Origin of the sequence: Oerskovia paurometabola (assembly GCF_016907365.1) — a bacterium.
Taxonomy (GTDB): domain Bacteria; phylum Actinomycetota; class Actinomycetes; order Actinomycetales; family Cellulomonadaceae; genus Oerskovia; species Oerskovia paurometabola.
On sequence record NZ_JAFBBV010000001.1, the window covers coordinates 315,081 to 331,162 of the forward strand.

Sequence of the window (16,082 nt, forward strand, 5' to 3'; positions counted from 1 at the left end):
GTCGGCGGGTGGCCGACCGGCCGGGGAAAGAGCGACGGCCCTCCGGGAGGTGACCGGGAGGGCCGTCGGGCGGGGCAGGGTCTCGCGTTCCCTGGTGTTCCCCGCGTCTTCCTGGGTGTATCGCCGTGGCGAGCGGATCGCGTCGCCGAACCGGGATCAGACCAACCAGGAGTTCTTGCGGACGAGCGGGAGGCTCTTCCACTGTCGGCCGAGGCCGAGGGTGTCACCGGCGCCGATCATGGCCAGCGAGATGATCGCGAGGGCCTCGACGACGTGGCTGTCGATGATCGGGTTGGTGGTCAGGGGCAGGGAGGCCAGGTACATGAAGCCGAGGAGGACGGTGCCGGCGATCGCCGCGATCCGCATCCCGATCCCGAGCATCAGGGCGAGCCCGATGCCGAGGAGGCCTGCCATGAAGAGCCAGTCGGCCCAGGCGGCACCGGCCATCCCGTTGAAGAAGCTCGCGAACGGACCCTGGACGCCGCCGAGGAAGCCGGCCGTGGGGCTGCCTCCGTTGATCCAGGCACGCTCCGAGGGGGTCGAGAACCCGAGCCCGAAGGTCTTGTCGAGGAACGCCCACACGAAGTAGAAGCCCATGACGATCCGGAAGACCCCGAGCACGATCTGCGTCGGGAGGGTCCCGCGGACCGCGAGGCTCGCGGTCGTGGTGGCCCCCGAGACCTCGTGAGGGACGGCACGTACTGCTCGGGCCGAGCGGGCCGAGCTGGCCGGACGTTCGATCGTTGCACTCATGTCGTCTGTCTTCCTCTCCAGGACCGGATCCCCATCCGGTGCGTTGACTCCATTCCACCGGAGCGGGAGGGCCCGGACCTGGGGCGAAGGTCGAGGAACGCGGGGGACCTAGGTCCCCTCGTGCCGGGACCAGCGGGACAGCGTCTGCGGGTGGGTCACGTGAACGCGGGATACCCGCCCGACGGCGTGGGTCCCCACTCGCGCTCGGCCCACGCGACGGCGTCGGACAGGACGGTCGCGATGCTCGGGGTGACGTCTCGCAGGTGCTCGGCTCCCCACCGCCAGCGGGACGTCACGAGCTGCCGGTACGACGGCGACCTCCCCTCGGGCCCCACGTGGGGGCGGTCCGCGACCGCGCCGTCGACGAGCCAGCCCGTCATGGCGAGGATCCAGCCCGCGCACGCGAGCAGGACGTCGCGGGTCCAGGCAGGCTCGACGACGGCGTCGGGCAGGTGCTTGCCCAGGCCCGCGGTGAACGCGGCGAGGAGCCCGTCGGTCAGGCCCGGCGGCGGGTCGAACACGCACCAGCACGTCGAGAACGGCATGAGCGTGTACGCGGCGTCGAGCGCGGGGTGGTGGACGTTGGTGTCCTCCAGGTCGAGGAACACCCAGCCCGCCCCGGTGCGGACGGCGTTGTCGGGGCACGTGTCGCCGGGGGAGACGACGGCGCAGCTCCCGGGCGCGCGCAGGCTCGCGACCGCCTCGAGGTCGTCGTGCACGAACGCGAGCATCGCGTCGAGCGGTTCGCGTGCGAGGTCCGTCGGGGTGGGCAGGGCCTCGACGAGCCGGTGCACCCCGGCGCGGGCGTCGGCGTCGAGGTCCCACCCCTTGACGACGCCGCGGGCCGCGAGCTCGCCCGAGAAGCGTTCGACGTGCCGCCCTGACGCCCCGGCGAGCGCACCAAGCGCGGTCGCCCAGTCGTGCGCGCCCTGCCAGGCGGCGTCGCGGTCGGTGCCGAGCAGGAGGTCGGCGAGCGTGGGGCCGTCGCCGACGTCGCTCATGACGACCAGGCGGTGCGCCTCGTCGACGGCCAGCAGGGTGGGGGTGTGGTCGAGGGTCAGGAGCCCTGCGACCTCGTGCTCGAACGGCAGGCCGTGCACGCCGGGACCGTCCAGGAAGCGCTTGACCACGACCGTGCTGCCCGGTGCGTGCGCCGCGGCTCGGGTCGTGTCGAGGCGGTCGTCCGCGAGCCCCGCGACGACGCGGGCACGGACGACCAGGGACCGCTCCGACCCGCCGAGGGCCTCGGGTTCGGCGAGCGCGGCGCCCAGCGCGATGCCGGCGAGCGCCAGGGTCTCGTCGAGGTCGGGGAGGGAGGTCCTGGCGGGCTCCGGCGTCGGGGAGGCAGAAGGCATGGCCCAGTGTCCCCGGGCCCCGAGGTGGGGTCAACGGGAACCGTGACGGACTGTCAGGAGGTCGCGCCCTCGACGTCCTGCGAGAACTTCTCGACCTCGCCGCGCAGGTCGTCGAGAGAGCTGCTCACGGCCTCGTCGGCCGACTTCACGGCCTCGGACGCCGACTGGAGCTGGGCCGAGGCCTCGTCGAGCCGCGCGCGGGCGTCCGCGACGCGCTGCTCGGCCTGCGCCTTGGTCTCCTCCGTCGCGGTGGCCGCCTCGTCGAGGGCGGTCTGGAGGTCCTCCGTCGCGGTCTTGGCCGAGGTCACGGCCTCCTCGACCTGTGCGCGCTGGTCGGCAGGGAGCGAACCGAGCGAGTCGACGAGCGACTGGACGTCCCCGCCGATGGTCTCGGCCTGCGCCTTGGCGTCGTCGAGGAGCTGGTCGAGCTGGTCGCTCGAGATGGAGATCTCGGGGATCGTGATGCTCCCGTCGTCGCCGCACGCGCCCAGCACGGACGTGGACAGGACGAGCGCGAGCCCGACGGCGGCGCTCCGGCGGGTGCGTCGGACGCTGGCGGTGTGCGTGGCGTGTGTGTCCATCTCCCCATTGTGCCGACGTCGGATGAGAAGTCACCCATGAACGTCCCGGACCAGGGTGGCGCACACGCCGAAACTCCCTCAGGCTGGAGTCTGGCCGTGTTCGCAGATACCCTCGCACGGTCGAACGTCGCAGAACGGACATGGGAGTCTCGTGGTGACCTTGCCGACGCACCGGGTGCGTTCCAGCGGCCCAGGGGGCAGGCATGGCGCGCACCGCGCCGCGCCCGCCGCCACTGGCGCGCCCGCTGTCGACGACGCCCCTGCAGTGCTCGACCAGGCCGACAGGCCGAACGAGCCCGCCCGTCCTCCGGCGGAGCCCCACGACCACGTCGATGCCCGTCATGCGCGACGCCCGGCGCGGGCGGTCCCGCTGATCCTCTCGTCGACCCTGGTCCTCGGGTCGGCCATGACGGTCGGGTTCGTCGGGTCCTCGATCACGCACCGCGAGGCGTGGTCGGTGCAGTACGCGGCGGACGAGCCCGTGGCCGGCGCCGCGTTCGGCGTGCAGCCCCCCGCCTACGAGCCACCCAGCGAGGACGTCCAGCTCGACCGCGTGGTCAAGATGCTCGACCGGTCCGACGAGGTCCTCGGCACCGATGCCGCGGTCTCGGAGCCCGTGCTGCAGGCGCGCTCGGAGCTCGGGATGCTGCTCGCGACCTACCAGGCCCAGCAGGCCGCGGCCGGCGGAGGCGCCCGGGGGTCGGTCGACGCTCCTGGGCCCGTCTCGCCCGGCGCCCTGCCCGGTGAGGACCTCGCGACGCCGCCCGCCGCACCGACCCCTCTCGCCCCGACGCCCCCCGAGACCCCGGGCGAGCCCGGGGCGCCGGAAGCGGGCGCCGTGCCGCCGTCGACGGGCACACCGTCGACGCTCGTACCGGCCGGCCCGGGGGTCCAGCCCGCCGCGAACCCGGTGGTCCCGCCCCCCACGACGGCCGACGAGGGCTACGGGGCCGCGGACGTCCTGGCGACCGATCCCGACCCGTACGCACCCGGGGCGGCGGGGGCCGTCACGCCGGGACTTCCCGTCCCGCTCACGACAGCCACGACGCCCACGCCCCCCGCCGACGGCGCGGCGGACGGGTTCGACCCCGAGACAGGCCTGCCAGCAACGCCTGCCCCCGACCCCGCCGACCCGACCGACGACGAGGCCCCGTCGCACGAGGGCCTGGTGACGATCGACGACGTCGTCGCTGCCGCGACCCGGCTCGCCGAGCTCATGGGGCCCGCGTACGCGCTCGCGGCCGTGGGCGTCGTCCCGGCGGACGGCCAGGTCCCTGCCGACATGACCCTGGCCGACCAGCTCGCCGCCGCGGTCGCGAAGTACGCGGACAGCACCTCCCAGTACGCCAACGGACAGCTCCCCGACGCGGTGCTGTGCACGCTCGCCTTCGCCCCCGGGCACAGCCTGCGGTGCGACGCCGCCGAGCAGCTCGAGGCGCTCGCGGCCGAGTACCAGAAGGCGTTCGGCAAGCCGCTGCGCATCACCGACTCCTACCGCAGCTACGACGACCAGGTGGCCGTCAAGGCCGCGAAGCCGTTCCTGGCCGCCGTCCCCGGGACGTCCCAGCACGGGTGGGGTCTCGCGATCGACGTCGGCTCCCCGGTCTCGACCGGGACGAGCGCCGAGTACCAGTGGATGCGTCTGCACGCCCCGGACTACGGCTGGGACAACCCCACCTGGGCGCGTCCTGACGGGCGCAAGCCCGAGCCGTGGCACTTCGAGTTCTACGCGGCCGGGGCCATGCCGGACCGGTACGAGCCAGGGGCGGAGACGACGCCGACGGCACCTCCCGTGCCGACGGCCCCCGCCTCGCCGTCGACTCCTCCGCCCGCGCCGTCACCGACGAACCCCGTGCCGACGCCGACCCCGACGACCCCGGTCCCGACGGACCCGCCGCCGACCCCGACGCCGACCCCGACGCCGACGACGCCGGAGCCCACCCCGACGACGCCGACCCCGACCCCGACGACGCCCGAACCCACCCCGACGACCCCCGCCCCGACGCCGGACCCGACGGACCCGCCGACGACACCGGCACCGTCGCCGACCGAGTCCTCCGTGGCTCCCTCGACCTCCCCGACGAACATCCCCGCGCCGACCGCGACGTCCGGAGCCCAGTGACCGCCGCGGCCCCCGACTCTCCGGACGCGCGCGACCACGCGTTCCTCCGGGTGTGCGTCGACCTCGCCCGGGAGGCGCTCGACGCGGGCGACGAGCCGTTCGGGTCGCTGCTCGTCGACGCCGAGGGGACGATCCTGCGCTCGGACCGCAACCGGGTCCGCGGCGGGGACGCGACCCAGCACCCGGAGCTCGCTCTCGCCAGATGGGCTGCCGAGCACCTGGACGCCGAGCAGCGGCGGACGAGCGTGGTCTACACGTCGGGCGAGCACTGCCCCATGTGCAGCGCGGCTCACGCGTGGGTCGGCCTGGGACGGATCGTGTACGCCGCGAGCAGCGCCCAGCTCGTCGGGTGGCGTGCGGGATGGGGCGTGCCCCCCGGACCTGTCGCGCCGCTGCCGATCGCCACGGTCGCCCCCGGGACTCCGGTGTCGGGCCCCGACCCGGCGCTCGTGGACGAGGTCCGGGCGCTCCACGCTCGCCTGCTGGGCGTGGACGACCACTAGGGCGGCCTCCCGTACGGCACGGCAGGCACGACGGTCGAGCCACGACGTCGGGGTAATCCGGTCGCGGCCCGCCCGCCCGACCCCGTAGGGTTGCCCTCATGTGGATCTGAGCCTGCTCGCGAGACCCCCTTCCTCTCGCGCCCCGACGTCGCCCCGCGACACGCCCTCGTCGTGTCCTGGCTGCGCTCGACGTCGGTCGGCAGCCTCTCGTGCCGCCGTGGCGCCCTCTTCGTCAGGTGATTCCGTGCCCCAGCCCTCATCCGCCCTCCTCGCAGCCTTCGACCTCACCAAGTCCTACGGTGACCGCACCGTCCTCGCGGGGGTGAGCCTCGCCGTCGACCCCGGCCACCGGACCGGGCTGGTGGGTGAGAACGGCGTCGGCAAGTCGACGCTGCTGCGCCTGCTCGCCGGGGTCGAGGACCCCGACTCGGGGACGGTCACGCGGCCCCCGGACCTCGGCTACCTGCACCAGGAGTTCCCGTACGGCCCGACGACGACCGTCGGCCAGGTCGTCGAGGACGCCCTCGCGGGGGTCCGGGAGATCGAGCGCGAGCTCGAGGCGGCCGGGGCTGCCCTCGCGTCGCTGTCCGAGCCGGACCAGGACGTCGCCCGGTCCGCTTCCGACGACCGGCGCGCTGACGTCGACGCCCTCACCGCGGCCTACGACCTGGCCCTCGCGCGCGCCGAGCAGTCGGACGTGTGGGGGGCGGACGCTCGCGCGTCCCGGGCTCTCGCAGGCCTGGGCCTCGACGTGATCCACCGCGACCGCCTGGTCTCGCGGCTCTCGGGAGGGCAGCGCACCCGCCTGGGCCTCGCGGCTCTCCTCATCCGCCAGCCCGGCGCGCTCCTGCTCGACGAGCCGACCAACCACCTGGACGACGAGGCCGCCGAGTTCCTCGCGTCGGCCCTGCGCGCGCTGCCCGGCGCGGTGCTGCTCGCGAGCCACGACCGCGTGTTCCTCGACGAGGTCTGCACCGAGATCCTGGACCTCGACCCTTCGCAGGAGGCCAGCTCGGCGGGTCGCACGGGCGGCACCCTGTACGCGGGCAGCTATCGCGAGTACCTGCGGGCCAAGCGCGTCGAGCGCGCACGGTGGGAGCAGCAGTTCGCGGCCGAGCAGGACGAGCTCAAGGCGCTGCGCCGGTCGGTCGCCACCACGGCCCGCAACGTCTCGCACAACCGTGAGCGCGGCAACCAGTCGAAGCTGCTCTACGACGCCAAGGGGGAGCGCGTGCAGTCGCAGGTGTCGCGGCGCGTGCGCAACGCCCAGCAGCGTCTCGACACGCTCCAGGCCGAGCAGGTGCGCAAGCCTCCGGCGCCGTTGCGGTTCGCGCCGCCGCACCTCGTGCGCGAGCGTACGGCGAGCTCGTCCCCGGGACGCTCGGGCGGTCGGCGCGGCTCCCAGGGAGCGTCGAACGGGACCGACGGCCTGGCGCTGTGGGCGCGTGACGTCGTCGTGCAGGGAGGAGCGACCGAGCCGGGCTCCGCCTCGGACGGTCGTCCGCGCCTCGACCTGCGGGCGGCCGGCGTGCCGTCGATCGACCTCGCCCCGGGCGCCAAGCTGCTCGTCACCGGGGCCAACGGGTCCGGGAAGTCCACGCTGCTGCACGTGCTGGCGGGGGACCTCGCGCCGTCGTCGGGCACGGTGGGCCGCGCGCGGGGCGTCGAGGTCGCCCTGCTGGAGCAGGACGTCCGCCTGCACGACGACGCGCGCACCCCGCGCGACCTGCTCGCCCTCGTCACGGGGCAGGACCCCGCGGACCGCCCGCACGTCGACGCGCACGGCCTCGTCGCGCCCCGCGACCTGGACCGACCGCTGGCGTCGCTGAGCGTGGGCCAGCGACGGCGGGTGGTCCTCGCGATGCTCGTGACGCAGGCGCCCGACGTGCTGCTGCTCGACGAACCGACCAACCACGTGTCACTCACGCTCGCGGAGGAGCTCATGGCCGCGGTCGAGACGTGGCCAGGTGCCGTGGTCGTCGCGTCGCACGACCGGTGGCTGCGGCGGACCTGGAAGGGCGACGTGGTGGACCTCGGCTCAGGGAGCTGACCGCGCCGGCGACGGTGACGCCTGGACCGGCACGAGGAGCTGCGCGCGGATCTCCCGCACGACCTCCTTCTGGACCTCGACGGGCGGTGACCCGTCGGGATGCAGGCCCAGCAGCGTCGCGAGCCGGAGCTGCGCCTCCTGGAGGTCGGCCAGCCGACGGCTCTCGGCCCGCCCGCCCGCGCGCCGGGCCGCCTTGCGCGCCGCGCGGCGTCCGTGGACGGAGCGCAGGGCCTCCCTCTCGCCGGGCGTCACGACGTCGTCGGGCTGGCCGGCGAGCGCCGCCTCGAACCAGCGGTGGTCGATGTGCCGCGCGTAGCGGACGACGAGCACGAACGCGAGGATCAGGACGACGTACTTGACGACGACCGACGCGAACGCACCGGCCTCCGACGACGGGAAGAAGATCTCGGGGGCGTTCCACGCGAAGTGCAGCACCCAGGCGAGCGCAGAGGCCGCGACCGCGACCGTGACGCGCCGCGCCGTGGAGACCTGGAACGCCACCAGGGCGTAGGCGATGCCGAAGCCCGCGATCGCGCTGAACATCGCGTGGCCGCCCAGACCGACGAGCACGCGGCTCAGGCCGACCTGGAGAGCGCCTACGGCGTCGGCGTTCGGGTCCATGATCGCGCCCTGCACGATGTAGCTGATGTTCTCGCTGACCTCGAAGCCCAGGCCGACCATCGCCCCGTAGACCAGGCCGTTGAGCGGGCGGGTCACGTGCGCGCGGCCCGCGTACAGGACCAGGACCACGCCGAGGAGCTTGACGAGCTCCTCGTCGGTCGGCCCGACGAGGGCTGCCGACCAGGAGGCCAGCCCGACGCGCTCGAGCGCGGAGATCAGGTGGTCGTTCGCGACCACGACGATCGTCGGGGCGGCCACGAATCCCCACCCGTAGGCGGCGAGGAGCATGCCGACGGGCTCGTCCTCGAACAGGTCGAGCCGCCGGACGACCGCCGTGAGGAGCAGCGTGACGAGGACCGCGAGCAGTACCCCGATCGCGAGCCCCTCGGGTGTGAGGAACGCGTCCTGGCGGGCGACCCGGAGCATCCCGACGCCGGTCACGACCAGGCAGACCCAGTAGAGCCAGGTCGCCCACTGGTAGGGGGGGAAGAGGGCGCGCCGTCGTCGCCCGGGCGCGCTCGTCGGAAGGACGACCGGGACGTTGCGCGGGGCGTGGTCGGTCATGAGATCGTCACGGCCTTCACCAGGTCCGCCACGGCCTCGGCCTGCGCCTGGAGGTCGGACGCCGTCCCGTACGCGAGGATCGACACCCCGCCCTGTGCGTGCTGCGCCGTGACCTTGACCGTGAGCGTGGCCGCCTCGGGACCGCTCGACCGGAAGACCCCTGAGACCTCGGCGGGGTCCCCGTCGGACACGATCTGCGCGTCGTACAGGGTCGTGCCCGTCGAGAGCTCGGCGAGCCGGGCTCTCCGCGTGAAGAAGACGTTCGAGTTCTCGACGCCCGAGACGACCTCGATCTGGACCTCGACGCCTCGGCGGTCGACCGTGAGGCTGGCACCCTCGAACGTCGACTCGCTCGCGTCCCCCGACGCTATGTCGGCCGTGGTGGACCACCCTGCCGGGAACCGGACCGTCGCGGTCGAGGCGCCGTCGGAGACGGTCACGACCCGCCCTGCGGCGATCTCGGTCTCGGTGGGCGGGGTGCCCTCGTCGACAGCTGTCGGGACGAGCCACAGGGCCACGAGGGCCAGCAGCACGACGGACGTCGCGACCGAGCCCACACGGTCCATGCCGAAGCGTCCGCGACGCTCGGGCCGCAGCAGCGGGGGCGGTTCGGGTCGCATGGCTCTCCTCGGGCTCGTCCGGGTCGGGCGTCCCTCGATGCAAGCACCGGGGCGCGAGGTCCGCGACCCGGGACGGCGCGGACACCACGGGGAGGTGACGTGGACGACACGTGCTGATCGGCCCTTCGCGTGGTGAGTGTGGGCGGCGATGCCTAGGGTCGAGGGCATGAGCGAAGAGCGGGCACGCGCCGCGCTGGAAGCGTCCGGGATCGACTTCACGATCACCCGGCACGGACCCGTCGGTTCCCTCGAGGAAGCCGCCGAGGCGCGTGGGATCGACCCGGCCAACATCGTCAAGACGCTCGTGGTGCGCCGCGGCGACGAGGACTACCTGTTCGTCCTCGTCCCGGGCGACCGGACCATCTCGTGGCCCAGGCTGCGGACCCTCCTGGGCGTCTCGCGCCTGTCCATGCCGGACAAGGAGGTCGCGCGCGAGGTCACGGGGTACGAGCGAGGGACGATCACCCCGTTCGGCGCGACGACCGCCTGGCCCGTGGTCGCCGACTCCCGGGTCGTGGACCGCGACGGGGCGTCCCCGCTCGTGTCGATCGGCGCAGGCGCCTTCGGGGTCGCGGCGAGCGTCGACGGCGCGAGTCTGGCGAAGGCGTTGGGCGCGCAGGTCGCGGACGTGACCGAGCCGGTCTAACCTCTCAGAGTTTGACCTCCACGGATCCCGACAACGGGAACACCGTTCATTGCCCGATCGTTGACCAGGAGGACGGTCCGCGAGGCCACCCTCACCGACTGACGGAGCACGAGAAGAGCATGACCATCCCCAGTACGTACGACTCAGGCATCAGCTACGAGGCGACCCCCGAGGGGTCGCTCATCACCCTGTGGGGAGAGATCGACGCAGCGCTGAGGGACCGCGCGAGCGACGCCATGGCACAGGTGCTCACGCATCCCGGACCGGTGACGATCGACGTCGGACGCGTGACGTTCATCGACTCGTCCGGCATCGCCTTCATCCTCCAGGTCTACATGCTGGGCTCCGAGGACGGGCGCGCCGTGGTCCTGCAGGACCCGACGACCTCGCTCGAGGACCTGCTCGAGATGATCGGCATGGCCGGGACCATCCCCGTCGTGCGGACCGCGACCGCAGGGTCGTAGCCCGTCGGGTCCTCGCGGCTCGATCGGGGTGACGACGAGGTCGACCCGGGGGCCGAGGGGCTGGTGCGCAGGGCTGTGGGTGGCGCCCGCTACCGTTCGGGGCATGCGCATCCTGCACACCTCGGACTGGCACCTCGGTCGCACGCTGCACGGCGTCGACCTGCTGGACCATCAGGCTGCGTACCTGGACCACCTCGTGGACGTCGTCCGCTCGGAGGGGGTCGGGGCGGTCCTCGTCGCGGGCGACGTGTACGACCGCGCGATCCCGCCCGTGGACGCCGTGAACCTCCTCTCGGACACGGTCGCACGGCTCGCCGAGCATGCGGACGTCGTGCTCACGCCGGGCAACCACGACTCGGCGATCCGGCTGGGTTTCGGGGCGTCGCTCATGCGGGCGGGCGTCCACTTCCGCACGCGCGTGCCCGACGTCGGCACGCCCGTCGTCCTGGACCCCGCCTCGCGCGGTGGCTCGGGCGGCCGCGTCGCGGTGTACGCGATGCCCTACCTCGACCCGGACGCCGTGCGGTGGGAGCTCGCGGACGGCTGCGGATGCGGTGGCGACGCGCGGGACCTGTCCGGGAGAGAGCACGAGCGCGCCCCGCTGCCGCGGTCGCACGAGGCCGTGACCGCAGCGGCCGTGCGGCGGGTCGCGGCGGACGTCGCGCGCCGCCGCGAGGGTGGCGGCGACCGGCTGCGGAACGTGGTCGTGGCTCACGCGTTCGTCGTCGGCGGACAGGCCTCGGAGTCCGAGCGGGACATCCGGGTGGGCGGCGTGGACTCGGTGCCCGCCGGGGTGTTCGGGGGAGCGGGCGTGGACTACGTGGCCCTGGGTCACCTGCACGGCCCGCAGACCGTCACGGTGCCCGGTGTTTCACGTGAAACCACAGGTCAGGGCGACGAGGTCGCGACCGTGGCCCGCTACTCCGGCTCGCCCCTCGCGTACTCGTTCTCGGAGATGCACCAGAAGAAGTCGACCGTCCTGCTGGACCTCGACGCGACCGGGGACGCCCGGACGCAGCTGCTCCCGGCACCGGTCCCGCGGCGTCTCGCGGAGGTCACCGGGACGCTCGACGAACTCCTCGGCGCGGCCGGCGACCCGCACACCGACGACTGGCTGCGCGTGTTCGTCACCGATCCCGCCCGGCCCACCGAGATGTACGCGCGCGTCCGCGCCCGGTTCCCGCACGCGCTCCAGGTCCAGCACCGCCCACCGGTGACCGCGGAGCGCGAGGTGATCTCCGTCGTCGGGCAGGGGAGCGACCCGCTCGAGGTGACCCACGAGTTCGTCCAGCACGTCACGGGGACGGGACCCGACCAGGCCGAGGGGGCCGCGCTGCGCACCGCGCTCGAACGCGCCCTCGCGAGCGAGCGGAGCGCCTGATGCACCTGCACTCCCTGACCCTCCAGGCGATCGGGCCGTTCGCCGGACGGCACGTCGTCGACTTCGCCCAGCTCGCGACCTCGGGCATCTTCCTGCTCGAAGGCCCCACAGGCGCGGGGAAGTCGACCATCATCGACGCCGTCGTCTTCGCGCTGTACGGCAAGGTCGCGTCCGAGGCCGCGAGCGAGGACCGGCTCCGCTCGGCGTACGCCGCCCCCGACGTCGAGTCGTTCGTGGACCTCGCCTTCGAGACCGGGTCCGGGGTCTACCGCGTGCGACGCACCCCCGAGTTCCAGCGCGCCAAGAAGCGCGGCACGGGCACCACGACCCAGCAGGCCGGGGTGAAGCTCTGGCGGCTCGCCGGGGCGGACCAGGCCGCGGTGGTGCCGGGGGCCGACGCCGACGACGTACCCGGCGAGCTGCTCTCGACGCGGCTCGACGAGGCCGGGCTGGAGATCCAGCGGGCCGTCGGGCTCGACCGCCGACAGTTCGTCCAGACCATCGTCCTGCCGCAGGGGGAGTTCGCGAACTTCCTCCGGGCGGACCCCGAGCACCGGCGCAGCCTGCTCCAGAAGGTCTTCGGCACCGAGATCTACGACCGCGTGCAGACCGAGCTCGCGGCCCTGAACCGCGAGGCGCAGGGCGCGGTGTCGGCCGCCAAGGGCATCGCGACGGGGGCCGTCGAGAACTTCGTCGGTGCCGCCGGGCTGACGAGCGAGGCCACAGCGACCCTGCGAGAGGCCGCGCGCGACGACGTCCGGCTCGCGGGGCCGCTCGACGCGGCCAAGGAGCCGGCGGGCGACGTCGACGGTGACCGTGACAGCGACGTCGACGGTGGCGAGGTCGGCGCTGTCGCAGAGGTCGCGGCCTTGCCGTCGGTCCGGACCCTCGTCCACCGGCACGTCGCCGCGATGCAGCGGACCGCCGACGAGCTCGGCGCGAGCGAGATCTCGGCCAACAGCGTGCTCGTCGCGGCCCGTGACGCCTTCGAGGCGGCGCGCTCGCTCAGCGCAGCCGTCGTGCGCCGCGACGCGCTGCTCGCCGAGCAGGCGGCGCTCGACGCCGCTGCGGACCAGGTGGCCGCCGACCGTGAGACTCTCGCCGCCGCGCAACGGGCGGCCGTGGTGGAGCCCGTCCTCGCGGGTGCCCGCCACGCCGCGACGGAGCACGCTGCCGCGCTCGAGCGGCTCCTGCTCGCCCGCACCGGGGTGCCCGAGTCGCTGGCGTCGGCCGACGTCACGGCCCTCGACGTCCTGCGGTCGAGCCTCGCGGCCGCGAGCACGCGCCTCGTCCGGCTCCTGCCCGTGGGGGAGTCGCTGCCGCTCCGGGAGCGGGACCTGGTCGACGGCCGCAAGGAGATCGAGCGCGACCGCGAGGAGCGTGCACGGGTCCTCGCGGAGCTCGAGGCGCGCCCGGCCGAACGGGCCGAGCGGGAGGCGCGGCGCGACGAGCTCGCCGACGTCGCCGGACGCCTCGGCGAGCGGCAGGAGAAGGTGCTCGCGGCCGAGTCCGTGCTGCGGGCCGCGCGCCAGGCCGTCGAGACCGGCGCCGCCCTCGACGCCGCCCGAGCCGGTCAGGAGCAGGCGGTCGCCGCCGCACGGGCCGCGTCCGACGCCGAGCACGCACTGCGCACGGCCTGGCTCGGGGGCATCGCGGGCGAGCTCGCGGCAGGGCTGGAGCCCGGGGACGCGTGCCCTGTCTGCGGCGCGCACGAGCACCCCGCGCCCGCCCGGACGGGTGACGAGCACGTGGGCCGGGACGGTGTGGAGGCCGCCGAGGCCGCCCGTCGGGCCGCCGAGGAGTTCGTCGCGGCGGCGTCCGCCGAGGTCGCGACCCTCGCCGAACGCCTCGACGGGTTCCTGCGGGCGGCCGGAGGCGTCGAGGTCGACCAGGCGCGGGCGGCGCTCGCCGCGGCCAAGGAGCTCGTGTCGGCGTCCTCTGCGGCCGCCACCGAACGGTCCGAGGTGTCCGCAGCCCTCTCGGCCTTCGACGCCGAGACCGGCGAGCTGATCACCCTGGCCTCGACGCTCGCCGAGCGGATCGCGGGCGAGAGTGCGCGCCTCGACGCCCTGGCCGCCGGGATCGAGCAGGACCGCCGCGAGATCGCCGACGAGCTCGACGCGACCGGGCCGCTCCTCGCGGGCGCCGGCCTCCCGGATCCCTTGGCCGACGAGGGCGCGCCCGCCAACCCTGTCGCGGTGCTCGCGGCAGCCCTGCGGGACCGCGATCTCGCCGTGAGCGCCCTGCTCGACGCCGAGGCCGCGGTCGCCCGCACGTCGGCCACGGTCGAGGCCCGGGCGGCCGAGGTGGCGGCAGTCGTCGCCGAGGCCGGGTTTGACGACGAGCAGCAAGCCGTGGACGCGCTCCTGCCGGCCGAGAGCCGTCAGGAGCTCGACCGCAGGCTCCGCACGGTCGACGCGGACACCGAGCGCGTCCGGAGAGGGCTCTCCGAGGAGGTCGTCGCGTCCCTGCCCGCGGACGTGGAGGTCGATCTCGACGGCGCGCGTGACGCCGTCGGGCAGGCCGAGGCCGCCGAGCGGATGGCCGCCCTCCAGGCGAACGGTGCGTCCCGGCGCGCGACGGCGGCCGCGACCGCAGCAGCCGAGATCGGGTCGACCGTGTCGGCCTGGGTGCGCGCCCGCGAGGACGCCGCCCCCGTCGCACGCATGGCCGCGCTCGCCGCGGGGTCCGGCAGCGACAACGCCAAGGCGCTGTCCCTCGCGACGTTCGTGCTGGTCAGGCGGTTCGAGGACGTCGTCGCGGCCGCCAACGAGCGGCTCCGCGAGATGTCGGACGGGCGCTACGAGCTCGAACGGTCCGACGAGAAGGAGGACGTCCGCACCCGCCGGACCGGGCTCGCGATGAAGGTCCTCGACCACCGCACCGAGCAGGCGCGCGACCCCCGCACGCTCTCGGGCGGCGAGACCTTCTACGTGTCGCTGTGCCTCGCGCTCGGCATGGCCGACGTCGTGACCGCCGAGGCCGGAGGTGTCGACCTCGGGACGCTGTTCGTCGACGAGGGCTTCGGGACGCTCGACCCCGAGACCCTCGAAGCGGTGCTCGGTGAGCTCGGCAAGCTCCGTGCCGGTGGTCGCGTCGTCGGCGTCGTGTCGCACGTCGACGCGCTCAAGCAGGCCATCGCGGAACGTATCGAGGTGCGGCGGCTCGCGAACGGGTCGAGCACGCTCACCGTGCGGGCGTAGGTCAGTCGGCGAGGTCCCGTGCCCGCAGCAGCACCGCGTCGAGCATCTCGGGCGTCAGCCGACCCGTGAACGTGTTCTGCTGGCTCACGTGGAAGCACCCGAGCAGGGTCAGCGTGCGACCGTCGGGATGCGTGAGACGCACCTCGGCCCCGTGACCGAACCGCGGTCGCGGGCGCGGGACCGACCACCCCTGGTCGTCGAGCGTCGCGAGCAGCGCCTGCCACCCGAACGCGCCGAGCACCACCGCGACCCGCGGCCCGACGAGCTCGAGCTCGCGCCCCAGGTACGGCGCGCACGTCCGACGTTCGAGCGGGGTCGGCTTGTTCGCGGGCGGGGCGCAGCGGACCGGAGCCGTGACGCGGATCCCGGTCAGCACGAGCCCGTCGTCCGCGCTCACCGACGTGGGCTGGTTCGCGAACCCCGTGCGGAACATCGACGCGAACAGGAAGTCTCCCGAACGGTCGCCCGTGAACATGCGTCCCGTGCGGTTCGCGCCGTGCGCGGCAGGCGCCAGCCCGACCACGAGGACCGCGGCCCGCTCGTCGCCGAACCCGGGCACGGGCCGCGCCCAGTACGTCTCGTCACGGAACGAGGCCCGCTTCTCCGCCGCCACCCGTTCGCGCCACGCGACCAGGCGCGGGCAGGCCCTGCACTCGACGAGCACCTCGTCGAGCGCCCCGACGCTCCGGGCGGAACGGGCCTGGAGGGGGTACGTGGCGTCGTCGGGCCCGACGACGGCGCTCACCTCGCGCGGCACGTCACCTCCCGCGAACGTCGCCCCACCGCTGCTGTCACCCCTGCGGGACGATCTGCTGCAACGCCCAGGTGTTGCCGTCCGGGTCTGCGAAGTACGTGAACCGGCCCCACGGCAGGTCCTCGACAGGAGGGGCGTCGACGCCGTGGTCGAGGAGGTGCTGACGGGCCTCGTCGGCGTCCGGTACGACGACCTGCAGACCGCGCTGCGCACCCGACGGCATGTCGGTCATGTTGACGTCGAGCACGATCGAGCAGGCGGAACCCGGTGGGGTGAGCTGCACGAACCGCAGGTCGTCGTTGACGGGGATGTCGTGGTCGGCGTGGAACCCGACCTGGTCGACGTAGAACGCCTTGGCCCGGTCGATGTCCGACACGGGCACGGGGATGAGCTCGAGCTTCCAGTCCATGGTTCTCGCTCCTGCTGATCGGCTGGTGATCTGCACGGCCCGCCGGGGGGCGGGCA

At 74.2% G+C, this 16,082-nt stretch carries 14 protein-coding genes; 7 read left to right on the plus strand and 7 right to left on the minus strand.

What is annotated here, in order from left to right; genetic code table 11:
* Window positions 1-156: 156 nt before the first annotated feature.
* From JOD48_RS01425 to JOD48_RS01435, 3 genes are all read right to left on the minus strand, one after another.
* Window positions 157-753, minus strand: a complete 597-nt coding sequence (locus tag JOD48_RS01425; protein ID WP_191790003.1) for a hypothetical protein — start codon at window positions 751-753, stop codon at window positions 157-159.
* A 155-nt stretch (window positions 754-908) separates the two neighbouring features.
* The gene (locus JOD48_RS01430) at window positions 909-2,108 is read right to left on the minus strand and encodes a hypothetical protein (RefSeq protein ID WP_191790002.1); all 1,200 of its coding nucleotides are present in this window, start codon (window positions 2,106-2,108) and stop codon (window positions 909-911) included.
* Between the two features lie 53 nt (window positions 2,109-2,161).
* Window positions 2,162-2,689, minus strand: a complete 528-nt coding sequence (locus JOD48_RS01435) for a hypothetical protein (RefSeq protein WP_191790001.1) — start codon at window positions 2,687-2,689, stop codon at window positions 2,162-2,164.
* 265 nt (window positions 2,690-2,954) lie between these two features.
* On the opposite strand from JOD48_RS01435, the gene JOD48_RS20025 reads away from it, so the two are divergent.
* The 3 genes from JOD48_RS20025 to JOD48_RS01450 all read left to right on the plus strand — a co-directional run bounded on the left by JOD48_RS20025 (window position 2,955) and on the right by JOD48_RS01450 (window position 7,364).
* Window positions 2,955-4,811, plus strand: coding sequence for a M15 family metallopeptidase (locus JOD48_RS20025; RefSeq protein ID WP_204806894.1), 1,857 nt, complete (start codon window positions 2,955-2,957; stop codon window positions 4,809-4,811).
* Window positions 4,808-5,314, plus strand: a complete 507-nt coding sequence (locus tag JOD48_RS01445; protein ID WP_191789999.1) for a nucleoside deaminase — start codon at window positions 4,808-4,810, stop codon at window positions 5,312-5,314. The genes JOD48_RS20025 and JOD48_RS01445 overlap by 4 nt, the downstream gene beginning before the upstream one ends.
* 244 nt (window positions 5,315-5,558) lie before the next feature.
* Complete coding sequence (locus tag JOD48_RS01450) at window positions 5,559-7,364, plus strand: ABC-F family ATP-binding cassette domain-containing protein (RefSeq protein ID WP_191789998.1); 1,806 nt, start codon at window positions 5,559-5,561, stop codon at window positions 7,362-7,364.
* Here JOD48_RS01450 and JOD48_RS01455 read toward each other — a convergent pair.
* Both JOD48_RS01455 and JOD48_RS01460 read right to left on the minus strand, forming a co-directional pair.
* On the minus strand, window positions 7,353-8,549 hold the full coding sequence (locus JOD48_RS01455) for a PrsW family intramembrane metalloprotease (RefSeq protein ID WP_204806896.1): 1,197 nt from the start codon (window positions 8,547-8,549) through the stop codon (window positions 7,353-7,355). The two genes, JOD48_RS01450 and JOD48_RS01455, sit on opposite strands and share 12 nt — an antisense overlap.
* Window positions 8,546-9,169 carry a hypothetical protein gene (locus JOD48_RS01460; RefSeq protein ID WP_204806898.1) on the minus strand — a complete coding sequence of 208 codons (624 nt, stop codon included), beginning with the start codon at window positions 9,167-9,169 and terminating at the stop codon, window positions 8,546-8,548. The genes JOD48_RS01455 and JOD48_RS01460 overlap by 4 nt, the downstream gene beginning before the upstream one ends.
* Window positions 9,170-9,335: 166 nt before the next feature.
* Here JOD48_RS01460 and JOD48_RS01465 point away from each other — a divergent pair, with 166 nt between their 5' ends.
* The 4 genes from JOD48_RS01465 to JOD48_RS01480 all read left to right on the plus strand — a co-directional run bounded on the left by JOD48_RS01465 (window position 9,336) and on the right by JOD48_RS01480 (window position 14,863).
* Window positions 9,336-9,815 carry an aminoacyl-tRNA deacylase gene (locus JOD48_RS01465; protein ID WP_191789995.1) on the plus strand — a complete coding sequence of 160 codons (480 nt, stop codon included), beginning with the start codon at window positions 9,336-9,338 and terminating at the stop codon, window positions 9,813-9,815.
* A gap of 119 nt (window positions 9,816-9,934) precedes the next feature.
* Window positions 9,935-10,279 carry an STAS domain-containing protein gene (locus JOD48_RS01470; protein ID WP_191789994.1) on the plus strand — a complete coding sequence of 115 codons (345 nt, stop codon included), beginning with the start codon at window positions 9,935-9,937 and terminating at the stop codon, window positions 10,277-10,279.
* Window positions 10,280-10,382: 103 nt separating this feature from the next.
* Entirely contained in the window at window positions 10,383-11,660 is a 1,278-nt protein-coding gene (locus JOD48_RS01475) for an exonuclease SbcCD subunit D (RefSeq protein WP_204806900.1), read from the plus strand.
* Window positions 11,660-14,863, plus strand: a complete 3,204-nt coding sequence (locus tag JOD48_RS01480) for an AAA family ATPase (RefSeq protein WP_204806903.1) — start codon at window positions 11,660-11,662, stop codon at window positions 14,861-14,863. The genes JOD48_RS01475 and JOD48_RS01480 overlap by 1 nt, the downstream gene beginning before the upstream one ends.
* A gap of 1 nt (window position 14,864) precedes the next feature.
* On the opposite strand, the gene JOD48_RS01485 is transcribed toward JOD48_RS01480, so the two are convergent.
* Entirely contained in the window at window positions 14,865-15,620 is a 756-nt protein-coding gene (locus JOD48_RS01485; protein WP_204806905.1) for a uracil-DNA glycosylase, read from the minus strand.
* A 34-nt stretch (window positions 15,621-15,654) separates the two neighbouring features.
* Window positions 15,655-16,026 (minus strand): VOC family protein, encoded by a 372-nt coding sequence (locus JOD48_RS01490; protein ID WP_191789991.1) that lies wholly within the window; start codon window positions 16,024-16,026, stop codon window positions 15,655-15,657.
* Window positions 16,027-16,082: the final 56 nt, after the last annotated feature.

Bases quoted from the DNA above. Each gene is read 5' to 3' on its own strand.
- JOD48_RS01425 (WP_191790003.1), bottom strand. From the start codon at position 753: ATGAGTGCAACGATCGAACGTCCGGCCAGCTCGGCCCGCTCGGCCCGA.
- JOD48_RS01430 (WP_191790002.1), bottom strand. From the start codon at position 2,108: ATGCCTTCTGCCTCCCCGACGCCGGAGCCCGCCAGGACCTCCCTCCCC.
- JOD48_RS01435 (WP_191790001.1), bottom strand. From the start codon at position 2,689: ATGGACACACACGCCACGCACACCGCCAGCGTCCGACGCACCCGCCGG.
- JOD48_RS01455 (WP_204806896.1), bottom strand. From the start codon at position 8,549: ATGACCGACCACGCCCCGCGCAACGTCCCGGTCGTCCTTCCGACGAGC.
- JOD48_RS01460 (WP_204806898.1), bottom strand. From the start codon at position 9,169: ATGCGACCCGAACCGCCCCCGCTGCTGCGGCCCGAGCGTCGCGGACGC.
- JOD48_RS01465 (WP_191789995.1), top strand. From the start codon at position 9,336: ATGAGCGAAGAGCGGGCACGCGCCGCGCTGGAAGCGTCCGGGATCGAC.
- JOD48_RS01470 (WP_191789994.1), top strand. From the start codon at position 9,935: ATGACCATCCCCAGTACGTACGACTCAGGCATCAGCTACGAGGCGACC.
- JOD48_RS01475 (WP_204806900.1), top strand. From the start codon at position 10,383: ATGCGCATCCTGCACACCTCGGACTGGCACCTCGGTCGCACGCTGCAC.
- JOD48_RS01480 (WP_204806903.1), top strand. From the start codon at position 11,660: ATGCACCTGCACTCCCTGACCCTCCAGGCGATCGGGCCGTTCGCCGGA.
- JOD48_RS01490 (WP_191789991.1), bottom strand. From the start codon at position 16,026: ATGGACTGGAAGCTCGAGCTCATCCCCGTGCCCGTGTCGGACATCGAC.